Origin of the sequence: Asinibacterium sp. OR53 (assembly GCF_000515315.1) — a bacterium.
Classification (GTDB): Bacteria; Bacteroidota; Bacteroidia; order Chitinophagales; family Chitinophagaceae; genus Sediminibacterium.
Genome location: NZ_KI911562.1, coordinates 1122096 through 1141312 on the forward strand (window position 1 = coordinate 1122096; position 19217 = coordinate 1141312).

Genomic DNA, 19217 nt, shown 5'->3' on the forward strand with positions numbered 1-19217 from the left:
GGCGTTTTTTGATAGAAAATGGAGCCATGAATATATTGCATTTTAAGGAAAATGTAAGCGTGCCGGATTAATTCTAATACGGGTTAATATACCGGTAATTAAGTTTATTTTTAAGAAAATGACCCCCTATGAAATACAAATTAGAAGAACCGGTTCATGGCCGCATCGGTACTGAAAGATATCAGTGTACCATTGAATGGCGTAACGGGAAGTTTATTGCAGATGAGCCTGAATCATCGGGTGGGAAAGACCTGGGGCCGGATCCTTTTACCCTGTTACTGTCTTCGCTGGCATCCTGCACACTGGTTACCCTGCGCATGTATATTGAAAGGAAAGGGTTGGACATACCCGCGATACGTGTAAATACCAATCTCTTCCAGGAAATACAGAATGAAGAACTGGTTACCACCATCGATCGTGATATTGTGTTTGAAGGAACCGTGCCTGAAGAAACGAAAACAAAACTGCAGGAGATCGCCAGCCATTGTCCTGTTTCAAAAATCCTTGAAGGGAATACCAAAGTGCGAACTTTTGTTTTCCGCGACACGCCGGGCGAAAAAACAGTCAAGTACAGTAATGATGAAATAACTGTAGATTGGAAACCCGGCTATTGCCAGCATTCTACCCGTTGCTGGAAACAATTGCTACAGGTTTTTGATCCACGTGAAAAAAAATGGGTGAATGTAGATGGCGCCAGTGCAGAACGCATCAAGCAACAGGTGGAACAGTGCCCTTCGGGCGCATTACTGTTTCACTACAAGAACGAAATTGATACAAATCAACATTGAAATGAAATCAAAAACATAGTACAAAGGGTAGTTTCAACCGATAGGGCGATCGAACATAAGTGGTAACGAATTGAATCAATAAAAATCATTTCTAATCAATTTAAAACAACAAAACTTATGCTTTTGTAAAGGTTGGTAGGCTAGGAAGTATTAATATAATGTATTAATAATCAACATAAAAGGCATGTAATCATAATTAATTCGCTTAAAAGTGAATTAAGGATTGTATAATTGACATATAAGTGAATACATTTGAACTGGAAATATGGTACGATGAAGGTAAAGCTTGCAGCTTTTATACTGTAAGGTATAGCACTGATAATGATGACAATTCATCCGAAACTGATAAGTTCTTCGATAAATATGCTGATCCTGAGCACCCGTTTGAAAATGAAGCATTTCAGTTATTTAGCTTAATAACGAAAAGTATTGGCGATAAATATGGCGCTTCAGATGATTTTTTCGATAGAACTGAAAATGCTGCCCAGGCATTACCGCCTAAACCCAAAATACGGGTGCAAGAGATCAAAATTCTGGGCACGAATTTTCCACTTCGTTTGTTTTGCTATCGCATTTCAAACGAGATAGTTATTCTGTTTAATGGGGGCATAAAAGATGCGGGGACAGCACAGGAAAGTGAAGACCTGAGTATGAAGTTTTATGAGGCGCAAAATTTTGTAAAGAGAATTGAAAGAGCGTTACGGGATGAAATGATCATTGTTACAAATGATGATAGTAGACATTTACAAAGTTTTGATGGTTCAGACAATATGATTTTATAACCCGTTTTGAGATATGAAAAGTAAAACAGTAGATCGATTGCTAAGGACAACGCCTAAGGATGTTGAAATTTTTGTGGACTGGTATGCCGACTTGGTTATAAACATCAATCGGATTTTGCGCGAAAAAGGTATTACACAAAAAGAATTAGCGCAAAAACTAGGGAAGCAACCTTCAGAAATTTCCAAATGGCTGAATGATGAACATAACTTCACTCTGCGGTCGCTTGCGAAACTACAAGCTGAGCTAGGTGAAACTTTGCTAGAGGTCCCTGAAAGGCAGGCGCATACTGAATTTGTTGGAAGTGGCTATAGCCGTAGTGTGCACAGATTTGTAGTTTATCAGAAAGAAGAATTAAAAACAGAGGCTAAACTAATTAAATGGCAACCGATTGCTGAAATAAATTCATTAAGCAATGTCGGATAAGAACCTATTTGTTGCGGAGAAAATCTCTGTTGTAGATTTTAAACTGGTGAAAGGGCAGGTAGATATTCCTGAAGATTTCGACCCTGTTAAGATAGAGGGGCATCATGTAGATAACTCGCTAGAATTAGGTTTTAATCTGGATGATAAATTGATAAAATCCGATTTTATCATTGACATCAAAACTGAGAGTAAGGGAGTAAATAAAATAGAAGCGAATGCAAACTTTCATTTCGTTTTTATTTTTCATATAGAGAATATGGACGATCTTGCGAAACTTGATAAAAGCGATCGCATAATATTAGATCCATTGCTTGCTAATGCGTTATCGTCAATTACTTACTCTACTTCAAGAGGCATTCTATTGACAAGGTTGCAAGGGACTGCATTGCAGGGATTCATTTTACCTGTTATTGATGCTAACGTACTACTTCATCCAAATAAAAAAGAATAGTGTACAAAAGACATTGATACCTACACCTTACTTACAAAAATTAGTTACCGTACACACTCAGGAATTTGATGCGCATGATCTTGAGCTGCTCCCAGGTGAAGTCGTTTTCGCTTAATTCCTGCTGGGCAATCTGCAAGGAAGATGTTTCGCAACCTTTGAAATATTCAATGATGTCTTCCTGTTCGTATTCATCGAGCCACTCGTCGATGGCGTAGTCGAGGTTGAGTTTGGTTCCACTGGCGGCAATGGTTTCCATTTCTTCGAGCAACTCATCCAGGCGCAGGCTCTTATTTTTGGCAATGGTTTCCAGCGGTATTTTTTTATCTACGTTCTGGATGATATAGATCTTGTTGTTGCCTGCATTCACCACGCTTTTCATTACAAAATCATCCGGCTTCACGATGTCGTTCTCTTCAACATGCCGGGCGATCATCTCAACAAAGGGCTTACCATATTTCAATGCTTTTCCCTTGCTCACGCCCTGGCATTTTTCCAGCTCTGCCAATGTGGTAGGATACAGGGTAGCCATATCCTGCAAAGAAGTTTCCAGGAAAATGACGAAGGGAGGCAGGCTTTTTTTCTTGGCTTCTTTCTGGCGCAGCTCTTTCAGCATTTCAAACAGTTTTTCGTCTGTTGCAGCGCCAGCCTGTGAAGTGCCATCGCCTTCTTCATCATCGGCGTTGGCATCTTCGAACAAATTGTTCAGTACGATCTTGAAAGACGCAGGCTTCTTCAGGAATTTTTCGCCTTTTTCTGTGATCTTCAACAGCCCATATTCTTCAATGTCTTTGCGGATCAGGTTCTCGAGCATCATCTGCCGGATGAGGCTGTTCCAGAAATGTGGTTCTTTATCCTTTCCTATACCAAATACTTCCAGTCCGTCGTGCCTGAACATGGTCATCTGCGGCGTAAGCTTACCCATTGTTACACCTACCACATAATCGGTGGTAAAGCGTTCGTCGAGTGCGCTGATCACTTTTAGTATTTTCACCACTTCTTCCTTCGCTTCTATCTTTTCTTTGGGGTTGCGGCAGTTATCGCAGTTACCACAATTCTTCGTATCCCATCCTTCACCAAAATAATGGAGCAATATTTTGCGGCGGCACACGGAACTCTCGGCATAAGCTACCGTTTCATCAATTAACTGGCCGACTACTTCCCGCTCGCTCAAAGGCTTATCGCGCATGAGGTGTTCGAGCTTGGCAACATCTTTATGCGAGTAATAAAGAATACATAAACCTTCCAGTCCGTCCCTGCCCGCGCGACCGGTTTCCTGGTAATAATTTTCAATCGATTTGGGGATGTTGAAATGGATCACAAAACGGATATCGGGTTTATCGATACCCATACCGAAAGCAATCGTGGCAACGATCACCTGCACATCTTCATTGAGGAACTGGTCTTGCCTGTCGGCACGCAATTTCTGGTCAAGCCCGGCATGATAGGCCACGGCTTTGATATTATTGGCCACGAGCAGGGCAGCCAGTTCTTCAGTGGTTTTACGGTTGAGGGTATATATGATACCGCTTTTACCTTTATGATGACTGATGAACTTAACGATGCTCTTTACGGTCTGGTCCATTTTGATCTTGGGCAGTATCTCGTAATAGAGGTTGGGCCGGTTAAAAGAAGAAATGAAAATATTTGGATTGCGTAATCCCAGGTTCTTTACAATATCGCTCTGCACTTTGGGTGTAGCGGTAGCGGTAAGCGCTACCACCGGCACATTGGGATTGATGATGTCCATCATCTCCCGCAGGCGGCGGTATTCGGGCCTGAAATCATGGCCCCATTCCGAAATACAGTGCGCTTCATCTACTGCAAAAAAAGAAATATCGAGGTCGCTGAAATATTCCAGGTTCTCCTGTTTGGTGAGTGTTTCAGGAGCTACATACAATAATTTGGTCTTACCGTTGTCGAGGTCGTCTTTTACTTCCTTGATCTGGCCTTTATTGAGTGATGAATTGAGGAAATGCGCCACTTCATCTTTTTCACTGTAACCCCTCACCAGGTCAACCTGGTTTTTCATGAGGGCGATGAGGGGAGAAACAACAATGGCACATCCCGGCAAGAGCATGGCCGGCAGTTGGTAACATAAACTTTTGCCACCACCGGTGGGCATGATCACAAAAGTATCTTGTCCGGATAAGAGGCTGTTGATGGCTTCTTCCTGCTTTCCTTTGAATTCACGGAACCCGAAATATTGTTCAAGCCCGGCGTATATATCGAAGTTACCGGCAGTTTTTTTGGTAGCACCCCCGGTCTTTTTCACAGCAGCTTTGCTGGCTGCCTTGCCTGTAGTCTTCGCAGGGGTCTTTTTAGTACTTGTTGCCATTTATACAAACAATTTTGGTACCGATGGAACGGCACATCTTACAAATAGATAAGTTAGCTCATTTTACCGGAATTTTTATGCAAACTTTCCGCCAGGCGGGATATATCCGGTTAGGGAACGTTAAAAAGGACCGCGAAGTTAACGAAGTATAGGGGGATTATCCACTCTTTGCTGTTAAAGTTTACCTTTGCACGGCATGCATACATCGATTTATCAAACAGCGCTGAATACCATTGAGTTAGAAGCTCAATCGATTGCAGGACTCGCTGCTTTCATAGACCCTTCTTTTGAGCAGGCCGTAAAGGTTGTTCATGGGTCTAAAGGACGATTGGTAATCAGTGGTATTGGCAAAAGCGCCATTGTAGCCCAGAAGATCGTGGCCACCCTCAATTCAACGGGCACTCCTTCTCTCTTTATGCATGCGGCAGATGCCATCCATGGCGACCTGGGCATGGTGCAGCGTGATGATGTGGTGATGATCATCAGCAAGAGCGGAGAAAGCCCGGAGATCAAAGTGCTGGTACCACTTATTAAAAATTTTGGCAATGCATTGATCGGTATGGTGGGGAATACCGACAGTTTCCTGGCTACCCAGAGCGACCTGGTGCTGAATACAACTGTAAGTAAAGAGGCTTGTCCCAATAACCTGGCCCCCACCAGCAGCACTACGGCACAGATGGTCATGGGCGATGTGTTGGCGGTGTGTTTGATGGAACTGAATGGTTTCAGCGGCAAGGATTTTGCTAAATACCATCCGGGTGGCAACCTGGGCAAACGGATGTATTTGCGGGCGGCGGATCTCTATACACATAATGAACGACCACATGTGTTACCCACTGCCACATTGAAGGAAGTGATCGTGGAGATCACCGAAAAAAGGTTGGGTGTAACTGCAGTAACCGACGAACAGAACCGGGTAGTGGGCATTATTACTGATGGAGACCTGCGGCGTATGCTGGAAAAGAGCAACAACATACAGGATATAAAAGCGGCTGATATTTTATCAGTTCATCCCAAAACCATACCACCCGATATGCTGGCAGTGGATACGCTGGACGTATTGCGGAAATACGATATCAGTCAGTTGATCGTGGCCGAGGACGGAAAATACCTGGGTATATTGCACATACATGACCTGGTAAAAGAAGGCATTATTTAACTAAAGAACTCGTTGCATTCCTTTAATATTGCAACTTCTAATATAGGATTGAGATGAATAAAAGTCATTATGTAGCGATCATGGCGGGTGGTATCGGCAGTCGCTTCTGGCCTAAGAGCAGAACCAGTTATCCCAAGCAATTCCTCGATATTTTAAATACCGGCAAGACCCTCATCCAATGGACTTATGAGCGCTATGCCACTTTTATTCCGAAAGAGAATATTTTCATTGTTACCTCCGATGAATATACATCCATTGTAAAAAAGCAATTGCCAGCGCTGCCGGTAGAGAATATCCTTGCGGAGCCGAGCAGAAAAAATACAGCGCCTTGTATTGCTTATATCTCTTTCAAATTATTACAGAAAGATCCGGAAGCTTCTTTGATCGTGGCGCCGAGCGATCACCTCATACTGGACAATGAACGTTTTAAAGAAATTACCCTGCAGGCGCTCCACTTTGTGGGTCATATCAAATCATTGGTTACGCTGGGCATCAATCCTACTTATCCTAATACAGGGTATGGTTATATCCAGCACGATGCGTTGCCGGTTGCCGATGGTATTTATAAAGTAAAAACCTTCACCGAAAAACCCAATCTCGAACTGGCGAAAACCTTTTTGGCCAGCGGAGATTTTTTATGGAATGCCGGCATCTTTGTGTGGCGGGTAAAGAATGTGGTGAAAGCTTTTGAAATGTACCAGCCTGAGATGTATGAACTCTTCGATGGGGTGAAGGCTGACTACAATACCGCTCGCGAGAAAGCGGCGATGGACGGAATCTATCCTTTGTGTACGAATATTTCCATCGATGTGGCCATCATGGAAAAAGCAGATAATGTATATGTGATCCCTTCTTCTTTCGGCTGGAGCGACCTGGGCACATGGAACAGCGCTTATGATAACCTGGAAAAAGATTACCTGGGTAATGCTGTGGCAGGAGACAATGTAATTGTGATCGATGCTACCAAATGCATGATCTCGGCATCGCATGATAAGCTGTTGGTATTACAGGGGCTCGACGATTTCATTGTAGTGGATACCAAAGATGTATTGTTGGTGTGTAAAAAAGAAAAAGAACAGGCCATCAAAGAATATGTGGCTGAAGTAAAGCGCAACAAAGGCGAGAAGTACCTTTAAATTGGCGCAATCGTTTGCAATCACAGACGGGAGGTCAATTTGCTATATTAGCAGGTAGTATCAAAGTCCAACCGCAATATCATGACCACCAGGTTTACTGCCAGTAAACAGTTAGTGCTGTTTGTTGCTCTTTTTTTTGCCTGTGCCGTATCTGCACAACGAAAGCCCAATATCATCATCATTTATGCCGACGATGTAGGCTATGGCGATCTGAGTTGTTACGGCATGACGAGGATCCAAACGCCTCATATCGACCGGCTGGCTGCGGAAGGATTGAGATTCACCAATGCCCACAGCACTTCGGCTACCTGCACACCTTCACGTTATGGCATCCTTACCGGTAAATATCCCTGGCGGCAAAAAGGAACCGGCGTGGCTCCCGGCGATGCCTCGCTGATTATTCCCATGAATAAAGGAACCATGCCGCTGACTTTGCAGCAGGCAGGCTATCAAACGGCGGCCATTGGCAAATGGCACCTGGGTCTCGGTACCAATGGTACGATCGATTGGAATGGCGATATCAAACCAGGCCCCAATGAAGTAGGCTTTACTTATTCATTCATCATGCCCGCCACACTCGACAGGGTACCCTGCGTATATGTAGAGAACCATCGCGTGGTGAACCTCGATCCGGGCGATCCGATAGCAGTGAATTACCAACACAAGATCGGCAACGACCCTACTGGTAAGGAAAATCCCGAAATGCTTCGCATTAAGCCCGATCCACAGCAAGGGCATAACCAGACCATCATAGACAGCATCAGCAGGATTGGATGGATGAGCGGCGGTCACAGTGCACGTTGGAAAGATGAAGACATCGCCGGAACGATCACACAAAAGGCGATACAGTTCATCGGCAAAAACAAACAACAGCCTTTCTTTCTGTATTTTGCAACAGGCGATATTCATGTGCCGCGTTATCCGCACAGTATGTTCAGGGGTAAGAGTGGTATGGGATTGCGGGGAGATGCGATTTTGCAATTGGATTATACGGTTGGACAAATTGTGCATGCACTGGACAGCCTGCACCTGACCAACAATACCCTGATCATTTTCAGCAGTGATAACGGACCGGTGGTGAATGATGGTTATCTTGATGGGTCGGTAGAGCATTTGGGCGATCATCACCCCGGCGGTGCATTGCGCGGAGGCAAATACAGCATATTTGAAGCAGGCACAAGGGTGCCATTGATCGTGAAATGGCCCGGGCAGGTGAAAGCAGGTAAAACAACGAATGCATTGTTCAGTCAGGTTGACCTTTATGCTTCATTGGCAAAGCTGGCCGGCCACTCATTGAATAATGGCGATGGTCCCGATAGTTTTGAGCGGCTGCGTGTTTTGTTGGGTAAGCGTGATGAAGACAGGGCATTCCTCATAGAAGATGCGCGCGGTTTATCCGTTACCAAAGGACAATGGAAATACATTGTACCCAATAACGGAGCGGCTTACGACAAAGCGGTGAATATAGAATTGGGCAATTTACCCAAGCCGCAATTGTACAATATGCAAACAGATATTCGTGAACAGTACAATGTAGCAGAACAGCACCCGGAGATCGTAAAAGAATTGGCCGCTTTATTGGATAAAGTAAAAGCTGATAACTAATAAAACATCGGATGATGCATTTTGCAGTAAGAACAATTGCTACCACCACACTGCTGTTGCTAACAGGAGTATTGCATGCACAACGGGCAGCTATTACGGTTGTATTTGATACGGCTGCTAAAGTTTTTACAGAAAGCCTTCCATTGGGTAATGGCAGAATGGGCGCTATGATGTATGGCAGTACTGGTAAAGAAAGGATCGCGCTCAATGAGATCTCTTTATGGTCTGGCGGAGAGCAGGATGCAGACAGCCGGGAAGCCTATCAATACCTGAAACCCATACAAGATTTGCTGCTCGCCGGAAAAAACAGGGAAGCACAGGCATTGCTGCAAAAACATTTTATTGCGAAAGGAGAAGGTTCGGGTTTTGGAAGTGGAGCCAATGTGAAGTATGGATGTTACCAGGCACTCGGCGATCTTTTTATTGAATGGAAAGACAGTGCAATGCCTGTTACTGAATATACAAGGCAATTGGATCTTGAAAATGCCAAAGCAATTACCCGTTTCAAGCGTAATGGGCAGCAAATAAAAGAAGAATTATTTGCAGATTTTGTGAATGATATCATTTGGATCAAGTTGAGCAGTTCCGGCAAAGCCGGCATCAATGCCAGGTTATCACTTTACCGGAAAGAACACGCAACAGTAACAGCGAATGCAAATCAGCTGATCATGCAGGGAGAATTGCCCTCAGGTAAAGAGAAGGGCATGCGCTTTGCATCGGTAGTACAACCTGTTATTAAGGATGGTAAAATAACGGCAGAAGAAAATGCATTGCACATAGAAGGCGCTTCAGCATGCTGGATCAAAATAGCAGCGGCCACGAATTTTAACTGGAAGACTTCCCAACTCACCGCACCGGATCCACTTGCACAATGCTTAGATTATTTATCGGCAACAAAGGCCATGCAATATGCTGTTGCGGAAAGCAAAAGCGCTGCTGCCTATCAAAAATATTTCAACCGATGCCGTTGGCAGATGCCTGCTAACGATGCGGTATCGGGGCTGACTACTATCCAGCGGCTGATCCGTTATAATAAAGGCGAACAAGACTTAGAATTACCGGTGTTGTATTTTAATTTCGGAAGGTACCTGCTGATCTCGTCATCCCGCCCGGGCCTGCTGCCCGCGAACCTGCAGGGATTGTGGGCAACAGAATACCAAACACCCTGGAATGGCGATTATCATTTGAACATCAACATCCAAATGAATTATTGGCTCGCAGAGACTACCAATCTCAGCAGCCTGGCAGAACCATTGCACCGTTTTACCAAAGACCTGGTGATACCTGGTGAGAAAACGGCGAAGGCTTATTACAATGCAAAGGGATGGGTAGCGCATGTGATCAGTAATCCATGGCATTATACTTCTCCGGGCGAAGGTGCTGGATGGGGCTCTACGCTTACAGGGGGCGCCTGGCTTTGCGAGCATATCTGGGAACATTACCGTTTTACCAAAGACACTGCTTTTTTGAGAACGTATTTTCCCGTACTCAAAGGCGCTGCGCAATTCCTGCAATCTGTATTGATACGCGAACCCAAACATGGCTGGCTGGTTACAGCGCCTTCGAATTCTCCCGAGAATACTTATATCACGCCCGATGGTTTTCATGGCCAGACTGCCATGGGACCTACCATCGATATGCAGATATGCCGCGAATTATTCAATGCCTGTATTCATGCGTCGGCTATTCTGAATACCAACAGCGATTGGAGTAAAGAGTTGCAACAATTGCTTCCACAACTCGCGCCTGACCAGGTAGGTGCAGCGGGCGATCTGAATGAGTGGCTTGATGACTGGAAAGATGCGGAACCACAGCACAGGCATGTATCTCACCTGTATGGCCTGCACCCTTATGATGAGATCAGCATTGTACGAACACCTGAACTTGCAAAAGCTGCGAGGAAAACCCTGGCCGACAGGGGCGATGGGGGTACGGGATGGTCCAAAGCCTGGAAGATCAATTTCTGGGCAAGACTGGGTGATGGTGATCATGCACTGATCTTATTGAACCAGTTGCTGAAGCCGGTAACACGTATGGGCATAGTAATGTCTGGCGGCGGCGGTACTTATGCGAATTTATTCTGCGGCCATCCGCCTTTCCAAATCGATGGTAATTTTGGGGGAACGGCTGGTATTGCAGAAATGCTTATCCAGTCGCAGGAGCATTATATACAGCTGCTGCCTGCCCTGCCTGCTGCATGGAGTGGCAGCGGTTCTGTAAAAGGTCTTTGTGCAAGGGGCGGATTTGTAGTAGACATGGAATGGAAAGAAGGCAAAGTAACCGGTTGTAAAATAGTCTCGCATGCCGGTGGTGAATGTAAGATCATGGTGAATCAAAAATTAATCAGCTTCCCAACAATAAAAGGTCAGTCTAAAAAAATTAATTTATGATCAGATCAATACTGGTATTGAGCAGCTTGTTATGCTGCTTGACATTGATGGCGCAGCAAAATAAAAAAGCGCCCAACATACTCATCATCTTCTCCGATGACCATGCTTACCAGGCCATCAGTGCGTATGGAAGTAAGTTGATGCAAACGCCCAATATCGATCGCATCGCCAGGGAAGGCGCCATTTTTCAGAATGCCTGTGTTACCAACTCGCTCTGTGCGCCGAGCAGGGCTACGTTGCTTACCGGCAAATACAGTCATATCAACGGATTGAAAGTGAATAATATTTCCAACCCGTTCGATATACGGCAGGAAGTGTTTTCACGCCTGCTCAAGCAAAAAAATTACCAGACCAGCTGGATCGGCAAGTGGCATTTGCAAACATTGCCGGGTAATGCATTTGATTACTGGCGTGTATTGCCCGACCAGGGACAGTATTACAATCCTGATTTTATTGGTCAGCAAAACGATACCGTTCGTCTCAAAGGTTATATCACCGATGTGATCACCCAGCTGAGTTTCGATTGGCTCGATCACAGGGATACATCCAAACCTTTTTGTATGGTGATAGGAGAAAAAGCTACGCACCGGAGTTGGTTACCGGATATACAAGACCTGGGCGCTTTTGATGATAAAAAATTCCCATTGCCGGCTAACTTTTACGATGATTACAAAGGCCGTCTTGCAGCAAAGAACCAGGACATGACGGTTGATAAAACCATGCTGCTCGATTACGATCTGAAAGTGCATGCCAACTATGGCGAAAGAGGCATGTATGGCCGCATGACACCGGAACAAAGAAATGCTTTCAAAGCTTATTACGATAAAGTGAGCAAGGATTTTGACGAACGCCAGTACAAAGGAAAAGCACTTGTAGAATGGAAGTACCAGCATTACATGAGAGATTACCTGTCCACCGCCCGGTCGCTGGATCGCAACATTGGTAAAATACTGGACTACCTGGATAAGAACGGACTCACACAAAACACGGTGGTGATCTATGCTTCTGACCAGGGTTTTTACCTGGGAGAACATGGTTGGTTTGATAAACGGTTCATGTATGAAGAGTCTATGAAAACACCGTTGGTGATGCGTTATCCCGGTGTTATCAAACCGGGAACCTCGGTGAATGATATGATCGTGAACATCGACTTCGCACCTACCATATTGAATATTGCCGGGGTAACAGCACCTGCTTCTATACAAGGAAATTCTTTCCTGCCCTTGTTGCAAACCGGCAATTCGAAAGACTGGCGCAAAGCAGCTTACTATCATTATTATGAATATCCCGAGCCGCATCGTGTATCGCCTCATTTTGGTATCCGCACCCTTCAGTATAAACTGATCCGTTTTTACGGGCCTGCAGATGCCTGGGAACTCTATGATCTGAAGAAAGACCCTGCCGAAATGAAGAACCTTTATACAGAAAAAAAGAACAGCCGGCTGGTTGCTTCATTAAAACAACAACTAAAGGATCTGATCAACCAATACCATGATGATGAAGCGATGAAAATTTTTGAGCAGGAGGTTAAGGACTAATGAAATATCAGTTCAAAACATATTTCTTTATTGCAACGCTGCTGGTTGGCTCCTGTAAGAACCATCAACAAGAGCAGGCAGCGAACGCAGGTAAAAAAGACAGCATGCTTTCCTGCGAAAAAAATCTGCCGCAACGTTTTGCAGTAAAGAAAACAGACAGCATCACTATTGCCGAAGGAAAAATTTCGCATGAAGGCATGGTGTGGATTGCCGGAGGCACATTCGCCATGGGCGCATCGGATGATGAAGGAAGACCCGATGAATACCCGCAGCACCAGGTTAAGCTGGATGGTTTCTGGATGGATGCGAATGAAGTGACCAATGCCGATTTTAAACAATTCGTGAAGGCAACCGGTTATATCACTACAGCAGAAAAAGCGCCGGACTGGGAAGAGATGAAAAAACAATTACCTCCTGGTACGCCAAAGCCCGATGAAAGCCAATTGGTAGCTGCCTCGCTTGTGTTTACACAGCCGGATCATCCCGTTCCTTTAACAGATGTATCGCAATGGTGGAGCTGGGTAAAAGGCGCTAACTGGAAACATCCTGAAGGCCCCAACAGCAATATCAATGGTAAAGACCATTACCCGGTGGTACATATTTCCTGGGATGATGCTGTAGCATACTGCAAATGGGCCGGTAAACGTTTGCCCACCGAAGCGGAATGGGAATATGCAGCGAGGGGTGGACTGGCTAATGCCAAATATCCCTGGGGCAATGAAGCCATTGAATCGGGTAAACCCAAAGCCAATACCTGGCAGGGTGTTTTTCCTGTGAAAAATACCGATTGGGATCATTTCGACAGGCTGGCGCCTGTGCGGTCTTTCGCTCCCAACGGATATGGCTTGTACGATATGGCCGGTAATGTTTGGGAGTGGACGGCAGACTGGTATCGTCCTGATTATTATCAATCAATGAAAAATACAGTAACGGCTAATCCAACAGGCCCTTCGTCCAGCTATGATCCTATGGAACCTACTGTTCCCAAGAAAGTGGTGCGCGGCGGGTCGTTCATGTGCAACGCTTCTTATTGTAAAGGGTACAGGGTAACATCGCGAATGAAAACTTCTACGGATACGGGACTGGAGCATACAGGCTTCCGTTGTGTGGCATCAAAATAGTCTTTCGATCATCTTAAATACGTCATGAAAAAACAATTGCTCTTAGGATCGGCTCTCCTGCTTTTATTGCAGGCGGGAGCGCAACAACTTCCCACTGAATTACAGACGCCCGATATCGTTTCGGAGAACCGGCTGCCCATGCGCGCCAGCGCTTTCGCTTTCGAAAGCAGGGAGCTGGCAGCAAAAAAACAAAAGGAACAATCGGCCTATTTTATTTCAATGAATGGTGATTGGAAATTCAACTGGGTGCAGGATCCGCGGAAGCGACCGGCAGATTTTTATAAAACAGATTTTGACGATGCCGGCTGGAAAAACTTTAAAGTGCCCGCCAACTGGGAACTGAATGGATACGGATTGCCGATCTATGTAAACCAACCTTATGAGTTTGCCGGACGCACTAAAACAGGCGCTAAACTCGATCCGCCTTATGATATACCGGAAGACAACAACCCGGTGGGCTCTTATCGCAAGAAGGTAAACATTCCCGATGCGTGGAATGGCCGCCAGGTATTCATCAACCTGGGTGCGGTGAAGTCTGCTTTTTTTATATGGGTAAATGGAAGAAAAGTAGGTTATAGCGAGGATAGCAAACTGGCTGCAGAATTCGATATCACTAAGTATGTGCATCCGGGAGAGAACCTGGTAGCGTTGCAGGTATACCGCTGGAGTGATGGCTCTTACCTCGAATGCCAGGATATGTGGCGTATTTCAGGCATCGAAAGGGAAGTCTATCTCTATTCAACACCTAAATTGGATCTGCACAATTTCAAAATAGCGGCAGGATTGGATAATACTTATACGAAGGGCTTGCTGAATGTTGATATCACAGTAGAAAACTATCGTATAGACCAACACACATTGCACAGCAAACCCGATAGTTTCTTCGTGAGCATGGAACTGACCGATGCCGGTGGAAACAGCGTTACAAAAGAAGAGAGTGGCCTCCTTCAGTCGCTGGGTAATTACCATGCAAAGCTTTCTTTCCATAAAGAGTTACCCGGCGTGCATACCTGGTCGGCCGAGATACCCTATCTCTATACTTTATACCTCACCCTGAAAGATAAGAATGGGAATGTACTGGAAGTGGTTCCACAAAGAGTAGGTTTCCGCTCCATCGAAATCAAAGGGAGCGATTTCCTGGTGAATGGCAAACGCGTATTCCTCAAAGGAGTGAACAGGCATGAACACAATCCCACACAGGGTCATACGCTTACAAAAGAAGATATGCGGAAAGATATGGAGATGATGAAAAAGCTGAACGTGAATGCAGTGCGCCATTCGCATTATCCTCCCGATCCTTACTGGATGGATCTTTGCGATGAATACGGACTCTATGTGGTAGACGAAGCCAACATTGAATCACATGGCCGCTATTATAGTCTGGAAACCACTTTTGCCAACGATCGCCTGTGGCGTGTGCCGCACCTGGCAAGGATTACACGTATGTATGAAAGAGATAAAAACCATCCATCCGTAGTTACCTGGTCGCTGGGAAATGAGGCGGGTAATGGTGCCAATTTTTACGAAGCGTATGAATGGTTGAAGCAACAGGATACCCGACCGGTACAATACGAGCGGGCGGAATTCGATTTCAATACCGATATGATCGTGCCGCAATATCCGTCGCCCGACTGGTTGGCCGGCTATTCGAAAAGTAAAAATACCAGGCCGCTCATCATGAGTGAATACGCACACATCATGGGGAATAGCCTGGGCAATTTCAAAGAGTACTGGGACGTGATCGAAACGCATCCCAAATTACAGGGCGGCTTTATTTGGGAATGGATCGACCAGTCTATCGATACCGTGAAAAACGGGAAACGCATCAAAGCCTATGGTGGTGACTTTCCTTTGGAAGGGCCGGTAAACGAGAACTTCAGCGATAATGATTTTTGTATCAAAGGAGTGGTAACGGCTTATAGACAAATGACACCGATGGCCGTAGAGATACGTAAAGTGTACCAGTACATCAAAACGACTTATGAAGGCAATAACCGTATTACGATCAATAACAGTTATTTCTTCCGCAATCTCAACAATGTAGAATTGATATGGGAGTTGATGGAAGATGGTAAGCTGATTGAAAAAGGAACAGTGGCTACACTCTCCATTGCTCCGCGCGAAAGTGCTACTATCAGTTTGCCCATACAGGTAAAACAAAAAGAAGGGAAAGAATATTTTCTCAACCTGCATTACCGGTTAAAAGAAGCGGAGCCGTTCCTGGAAAAAGGATACGAAACAGCGTATGAACAATTTGCACTGGGCAAAACGATATTACCCGTGACCCTTAGCGGCAAAGGCGATGTTACCGGATCCTTATCGGGCTTTACCATTACGGTAACTGGTAAAGACTTCAACATACAATTTGATGCAATTAGCGGGACCATGCAACAATACAGCGTGCAAAAACAGGTATTGTTGCAACAAGGCCCGCAGCCTGCATTCTGGCGTGCACCTACCGATAACGATATAGGAGCCGGCTTTAACCACAACCTGCGTATTTGGCGCGATGCATACAGTGAAGGGCAAATGCTGAGATCCATCAATCGTCCCAATATCGATGGGTCTTACGAAGTGAACTTCAAAAGAGAATTATTGAATGGCGATGCGATCCAGGAGCAGACATTTATCATTTATGCAGATGGAAAAGTAAAAGTCATCAACCGTTTTACTGCGGTAAAAGGGAAATATCCGCTCCTGATGAGAATAGGTAATGACCTGCAATTGAATAAGCAATACCGTAACATGGAATGGTATGGCAGAGGTCCTGGTGAAAGTTATTGGGACAGGAAATCGGCTTCATTGGTGGGCATTTACAAGCAAACAGTCAATGAACAATATTTCCCTTACGCAAGGCCACAGGAAAGCGGAAACAAATCAGACCTGCGCTGGGTGAACTTCACCAACGATAAAGGAAAAGGATTGCGCATTACAGCCAGCGACAGCCTGCTGAATGTAGCTGCGTTGCCTTACAGCATGAACGATCTGGATCCCGGTGCAGATAAAAAACAGTACCATTCCGGAGAGCTTACAGAACGCAATGAAATATACCTGCATATCGACCTGCAACAAACAGGCGTACAGGGAATGGATAGCTGGGGTGCATGGCCATTGAAAGAATACAGGCTGCCTTTTGCAAATTATGAATACAGTTACTGGATCAGCCCGATCAGGTAAAATTTAAAAATCAAAAAATGAGAAAGCGATATTGGTCGATCATTGTTGTTATGTGTGTAGCAGGGTTATCCGCTTTCCGGGCAGCCGGCGATACAACGCTTACAGTTCCTGTGGGTGGTAATTCCTGGGTTACTGTACGTGCAGGAAATGCATCGGAAAAAGTAACCAATGAAGGATGGAAAGAATGGCGGAATGTGAAAGCCGTGTTCAGCACTTATGTAAAATTAGCTAAGCCGGGAACATTGAAAATAACAGCTCCTGTTGTAGTAGAGAAAGGGCAATCGGAACTACAGTGTACCATTAATGGTGTTGCGAAAAAAGTCAGGATAAGTGATGCTGCCCCAAAAGAATACGAGTTCGGCGAATGGACTGTTCCCGCAGGCTATGTTAAAATAGACATAGCGGGACTTAAAAAAACAGGAACTGAATTTGCAACGATCAGCGAGTTGCACCTCAGTGGTACATCGGTTGATGCCGAAGCAAAGTATGTAAAAGACAACCAGGGCAATTATTTTTATTGGGGAAGAAGAGGCCCTTCGGTGCATATCAATTATGATCTCTCCGGAACCGGCAACGAGGTAGCATGGTTCTATAATGAAATAAAAGTGCCCGTAGGAAGCGATCCTGTTGGTTCTTATTTTATGGCTGATGGATTTGCCGAAGGCTATTTTGGAATACAGGTAAATTCAACAACAGAAAGACGTATATTATTTTCTGTGTGGAGTCCGTTCAAAACCGATGATCCCGGATCCATACCCGAAGATCAAAAGATCAGGTTATTGAAAAAAGGAGAACAGGTACACGCGGGAGAATTTGGCAACGAAGGCTCTGGTGGACAAAGCTACCTGAAATACAATTGGAAGGCCGGTCAAACTTATGGTTTCCTGTTGCATGCCGAGCCGGTTGCTAATGGGTATACCAACTATACCGCTTATTTCTATGCACCGGAAGCGCATAAGTGGTTATTGATTGCCAGCTTCAGCCGTCCGCATACCCATACTTATCTAACGCGTTTGCATTCTTTCCTGGAAAACTTCGACCCCTCCATGGGGAATGTTACACGCAAAGCTTTTTACCAAAACCAATGGGTAAAACCCAGGAGTGGTGATTGGTTACCGCTTACCAAAATGGTGTTCACCGGCGATGCTACGGCACAGAAAGGATATCGCGTAGATTATAGCGGTGGAGAAGAGAATGGTGCTTTCTTCCTGAGCAACGGCGGATTTTTCAGTAACAATACGGTGTTGCGATCTGTGTTTGCGCATGCGCCTGCTACAGAGAAGCCCATGATTAATTTTGACAGTTTGCAATAGCTGATACTTAAAAACCAATTAATAAGTGGTCCTGACCGGTGTTCTTGCCTGCCAGGACCACTTTGTTTTTAAAGAACTTCAACGTACCTTAAATGCAAAGTCTTTGATTAATTCATCTGATATGAGTAAAGAAGCTTTTCGTTTTACAGGTAATGATGCGTCGAATTATGAACAATACCTTGGTCCGTTGATCTTTGAACCCTCGGCCGTTGAGTTGTTGTCGCATCTGGTGTCTATGCCGGCTCAATCGGTTCTGGAAACTTCCTGTGGTACAGGCCGACTCACAAGGCATTTGCGGCAATATTTTCCACCCACTACTCAACTCATTGCTACCGATATCAGTGCCGATATGATGTCACTGGCGGAAGAGCAATTGGCAAACACCGGCATTACATTCAAAGTAGCCAATGCGCAGGAACTGCCTTTTGCAGATGCATCTTTCAATCTCGTGGTCAATCAATACGGATTGATGTTCTTCCCGGATAAACAGAAAGGTTTCAATGAAGCGTATAGGGTACTGAAGCCAGGCGGTTATTTTGTATTCGCTACCTGGGACCGCACAGATGATACTCCTTTGTTCAAACTGGTGATCGATGATACCGTAATTCCTTTTTTCGAAGGAGAAGATACGAGCCGGTTTTATACACCTTTCTCATTGCACGATCCGGAGCAATTATTGGATTTCATGAAACAGGCAGGATTCAAACATAATAAAGTGACGCTGGTTGAATTCAGCGGGCATACAGATTCGGTGATGAACATTGTGAGTGGGTTATTTGTAAAACATCCGTTGGGCCGGGAGGTGAAAGAAAAAGACCCTGCTGCATTCAACCGGATTGCAGCCGAACTGGAAAACCGCCTTACTGCATATTTCGGATCTTTACCATTTGATTTCGCATTGAAAGCCTGGATCGGGATCGGTCAGAAATAAAGACTGCTGCGAAAAACCACATTAATTTATCAATTCTTTATTAAAATAGTTAGCAACCAAAGCAAAT

Annotated in this window: 14 protein-coding genes; 13 read left to right on the forward strand and 1 reads right to left on the reverse strand. The window is 45.0% G+C overall.

Annotated elements, in window-relative coordinates; all coding sequences use genetic code 11:
• The first annotated feature begins 128 nt into the window (after positions 1 to 128).
• From SEDOR53_RS0104985 to SEDOR53_RS0105000, 4 genes are all read left to right on the forward strand, one after another.
• Positions 129 to 788 (forward strand): (4Fe-4S)-binding protein, encoded by a 660-nt coding sequence (locus SEDOR53_RS0104985; protein WP_026768739.1) that lies wholly within the window; start codon positions 129 to 131, stop codon positions 786 to 788.
• Positions 789 to 1030: 242 nt separating this feature from the next.
• Positions 1031 to 1570 carry a hypothetical protein gene (locus tag SEDOR53_RS0104990; protein ID WP_026768740.1) on the forward strand — a complete coding sequence of 180 codons (540 nt, stop codon included), beginning with the start codon at positions 1031 to 1033 and terminating at the stop codon, positions 1568 to 1570.
• Positions 1571 to 1583: 13 nt separating this feature from the next.
• The gene (locus tag SEDOR53_RS18500) at positions 1584 to 1994 is read left to right on the forward strand and encodes a helix-turn-helix transcriptional regulator (protein ID WP_051416498.1); all 411 of its coding nucleotides are present in this window, start codon (positions 1584 to 1586) and stop codon (positions 1992 to 1994) included.
• Complete coding sequence (locus SEDOR53_RS0105000; RefSeq protein WP_026768741.1) at positions 1984 to 2445, forward strand: hypothetical protein; 462 nt, start codon at positions 1984 to 1986, stop codon at positions 2443 to 2445. Before SEDOR53_RS18500 ends, SEDOR53_RS0105000 begins: the two co-directional genes overlap by 11 nt.
• Positions 2446 to 2485: 40 nt before the next feature.
• Here SEDOR53_RS0105000 and recQ read toward each other — a convergent pair whose 3' ends face one another.
• Positions 2486 to 4780 carry a DNA helicase RecQ gene (gene recQ / locus SEDOR53_RS0105005; protein ID WP_084220347.1) on the reverse strand — a complete coding sequence of 765 codons (2295 nt, stop codon included), beginning with the start codon at positions 4778 to 4780 and terminating at the stop codon, positions 2486 to 2488.
• A gap of 196 nt (positions 4781 to 4976) precedes the next feature.
• Here recQ and SEDOR53_RS0105015 point away from each other — a divergent pair, with 196 nt between their 5' ends.
• The 9 genes from SEDOR53_RS0105015 to SEDOR53_RS17150 all read left to right on the forward strand — a co-directional run bounded on the left by SEDOR53_RS0105015 (position 4977) and on the right by SEDOR53_RS17150 (position 19150).
• The gene (locus SEDOR53_RS0105015) at positions 4977 to 5939 is read left to right on the forward strand and encodes an SIS domain-containing protein (RefSeq protein WP_026768743.1); all 963 of its coding nucleotides are present in this window, start codon (positions 4977 to 4979) and stop codon (positions 5937 to 5939) included.
• A 53-nt stretch (positions 5940 to 5992) separates the two neighbouring features.
• Positions 5993 to 7075: a mannose-1-phosphate guanylyltransferase gene (locus SEDOR53_RS0105020; RefSeq protein WP_026768744.1), complete on the forward strand. Its 1083-nt coding sequence runs from the start codon at positions 5993 to 5995 to the stop codon at positions 7073 to 7075.
• Between the two features lie 81 nt (positions 7076 to 7156).
• Positions 7157 to 8680 carry an arylsulfatase gene (locus SEDOR53_RS0105025; RefSeq protein WP_037360580.1) on the forward strand — a complete coding sequence of 508 codons (1524 nt, stop codon included), beginning with the start codon at positions 7157 to 7159 and terminating at the stop codon, positions 8678 to 8680.
• An 11-nt stretch (positions 8681 to 8691) separates the two neighbouring features.
• Positions 8692 to 11070, forward strand: coding sequence for a glycoside hydrolase N-terminal domain-containing protein (locus SEDOR53_RS17145; protein ID WP_198018801.1), 2379 nt, complete (start codon positions 8692 to 8694; stop codon positions 11068 to 11070).
• On the forward strand, positions 11067 to 12608 hold the full coding sequence (locus tag SEDOR53_RS0105035) for a sulfatase (RefSeq protein WP_026768746.1): 1542 nt from the start codon (positions 11067 to 11069) through the stop codon (positions 12606 to 12608). The genes SEDOR53_RS17145 and SEDOR53_RS0105035 overlap by 4 nt, the downstream gene beginning before the upstream one ends.
• Positions 12608 to 13729, forward strand: a complete 1122-nt coding sequence (locus SEDOR53_RS0105040; RefSeq protein ID WP_026768747.1) for a formylglycine-generating enzyme family protein — start codon at positions 12608 to 12610, stop codon at positions 13727 to 13729. The genes SEDOR53_RS0105035 and SEDOR53_RS0105040 overlap by 1 nt, the downstream gene beginning before the upstream one ends.
• 24 nt (positions 13730 to 13753) lie before the next feature.
• The gene (locus SEDOR53_RS0105045) at positions 13754 to 16906 is read left to right on the forward strand and encodes a glycoside hydrolase family 2 TIM barrel-domain containing protein (RefSeq protein ID WP_026768748.1); all 3153 of its coding nucleotides are present in this window, start codon (positions 13754 to 13756) and stop codon (positions 16904 to 16906) included.
• Between the two features lie 17 nt (positions 16907 to 16923).
• Positions 16924 to 18219 (forward strand): DUF3472 domain-containing protein, encoded by a 1296-nt coding sequence (locus tag SEDOR53_RS0105050; protein WP_026768749.1) that lies wholly within the window; start codon positions 16924 to 16926, stop codon positions 18217 to 18219.
• A 121-nt stretch (positions 18220 to 18340) separates the two neighbouring features.
• Positions 18341 to 19150 (forward strand): class I SAM-dependent methyltransferase, encoded by an 810-nt coding sequence (locus SEDOR53_RS17150; RefSeq protein ID WP_051416500.1) that lies wholly within the window; start codon positions 18341 to 18343, stop codon positions 19148 to 19150.
• Positions 19151 to 19217: the final 67 nt, after the last annotated feature.